Source organism: Chamaesiphon sp. OTE_8_metabat_110, from assembly GCF_031382685.1.
Lineage (GTDB): Bacteria > Cyanobacteriota > Cyanobacteriia > Cyanobacteriales > Chamaesiphonaceae > Chamaesiphon.
In genome coordinates this window covers 1-2,498 of record NZ_JANMZA010000379.1, presented here as the reverse complement: position 1 = coordinate 2,498, position 2,498 = coordinate 1, and the positions used below count along the sequence as shown (strand labels likewise).

1 protein-coding gene and 1 pseudogene are annotated in these 2,498 nt (G+C 43.9%); both read right to left on the bottom strand.

Going from position 1 to position 2,498, the window contains the following annotated elements; all coding sequences use genetic code 11:
• A partial coding sequence (locus RMO52_RS13950) for a tetratricopeptide repeat protein (RefSeq protein ID WP_310415223.1) occupies positions 1-1,448 on the bottom strand: 1,448 nt, incomplete at its 3' end.
• Between the two features lie 279 nt (positions 1,449-1,727).
• Positions 1,728-2,498 (bottom strand): annotated as a pseudogene (locus RMO52_RS13945) (hypothetical protein); the annotation flags it as partial.

The following is a 2,498-nucleotide window of genomic DNA, read 5'->3' as shown; positions in this document are numbered from 1 at the left end:
CCCAGTTGACGCGCTCTAATTTCTAGCGCCCGCACGTATAGTGGTTCGGCAGCGCTATAGTTACCAGTCTTGTAATACAGTACTGCTAAATTATTTAATCCTTGTGCTGTGTGGGGATGATCTCGCCCGAGTTGACGCTCGTAAATACCTAATGCTCGGGCGTAGAGAGGTTCGGCTTCAGGATAGTTTTCAATCCGATAGTAGAGACTTGCTAAGTTATTGAGGACTTGAGCTGTATAAGGATGTTCTCGCCCTAGTTGCTGTTCGTATATTGTCAGCGCCCGCGTCAGGTGGGCTTGTGCCTCAGAAAATCGCCCCATTTCGTAATACAAACTTCCCAGATGACCCACACTTTGAGCGGTGTGAGCGTGATGAGATCCCAATCCCCGTTCGCTGATTTCCAGTGCGCGAGCGTAAAGCGGCACAGCTTCCTCAAATCGTTGTAGCGATTTGTAGAGGTCTGCTAGACGATCGAGGCTGGGAATCGTATCTAAGTGGTAAGATCCTAACTGTTGCTCGCTAATCTTGAGCGCCCGCACGTACAATGACTCGGCATCGTTATATCGCTCGACGGCTGAATACAAGTTAGCTAAATTATTCAGGCTGGCAATGGTGTCGAGATGGTTGACGCCAACTTTTTGTTCGTAAATCTTTAGAGCGCGGATATACAGGGATTCTGCTTCTTCATCGCGACCCATTTCTAAGTAAAGAGCAGCTAAATCCTGTAGGCTTTGGGCAGTTTCGGGACAATCTGCGCCTAACTGGCGTTCGTAAATTCTGTGAGCGCGGGTATATAAAGGTTCTGCCTCAGTATATTTACCCATAATCAGATATAAGCCAGCCAGATGAGTGAGGCTTTGAGCTGTATCGAGATGATCCGCACCCAATTCTTGTTGGCAGATACCGTAAGAGCGAATGTATAAAGGTTCGGCTTCGGTATAGCGACCCATTGCCGCATATAACTGCGCCAGACTATAGAGACTTTGGGCGATATGAAGATGATTGCCACCAGGGCGATCTTCTCTAATAGTTAAAGATCTGGTGTAGAATGGCTCCGCATCAGTATAGCGACCCATTGATTCATATAGCAGTCCGAGATTATTTAAACTTTGAACGGTATAAGGATGAGTCGCTCCCAATTGTTCTTCTCTAATCGATAATGTCCGTGCGTATAGGGATTCTGCGTCTATATACTTACCCATCGATTCATATAAAACTGCTAAATTGTTGAGATTTTGAGCAGTGTAAATATGGTTGGCACCAAATTGCTGCTGGCAAATTGTCAGCGAATGAGCATAAAGTGCTTCTACATCTGAAGAATTATCTTTGCCGTCGCCGCTGGGCACGAGAATCGAGTCATACAAAATTGCCAGCTTACTAGGATTGCCAACGTGACGATCGGGTGGTGACGATGGTAACTGATGAGTAGAATCCTGAGCCTCTTTCATACAAACACTGCAATTTTTGACCTCAATCTTAACTATATTCGATCGAAATTCAATCGTCCAGTCGATCCACGTAAAAATACTGAGGTAGTCAAGAGTTTCTGCTCAGAATTAGCAGATTATACTGAAAATTAAGGGAGCGCGATCTCTAAATTTGACATCAAAATCGGTAACTTTACTGGAGTTATTCGATCGGACTTTAATTGTATTTTAAGATATTACAATTAGAAATATTCGAGCTTGACCGAGCGGGCGGTACTCAGGCACAGTCGAGGGAGCGCTCTAGATCCGTTTCTGGCTGGCATCGCTACTTGGTGGGTTAGGAGTTTTTTTGGGCTTGCTTTTATTCGCTGTCCGATCTGGTGCATTTATGCTTGGTAATGCTTGCACAACCTGAATTTTTTCTTGATGTACGATCTTGCTGTCTTTTCTAATTACTAATCGATTTGCGGCGATCGTATAGTTGGTTTCACCATTATCTGCGGAGAATTGGGTGCGATCGTAATATCGCAGTCTCAGGGTAATACCTTGGAACCCATCTCTAGAAATTCCGACATAGTGAGTAGGGATTTTTGCGCCACAAATGTACATCAAGTAACTTTTAGAAGTGGCATGATACATGATTTTAGTCCGATCGGGACAGATCGAACTAGGATCGTTACTGACATCGGTGACAATCGTGGCTAACCCAGGGGTTCCAGAAGGCTTTTTAATTGGGTTAGTGGCAGTATTCTGGGCTGAATTGACTTCAAAATTCCGAAATTTAGCTGTTGCATTAATGCCACCGCTTAAGGAAACTTGCAGTAAGGCGACCTGAGTGATATTTGTAGGGATTTTATTGAAAATAAAACTTGCTTTAAAGGGAACATTTTCGACTAGTTCAGCCTTAATTGAGTTGTTTTCACTGACTCGGTTAGCTAACCGCAAACTGGATGGGTAATATTCGTTACCTTCAAAATCGACTAGCTTGATATTATTGCCATTAATATCGATCGTCCGATCGTTATTCTTACTTGTTAAGGTCGCTTTGCAAACCAAATCTTGCAGCTTCCT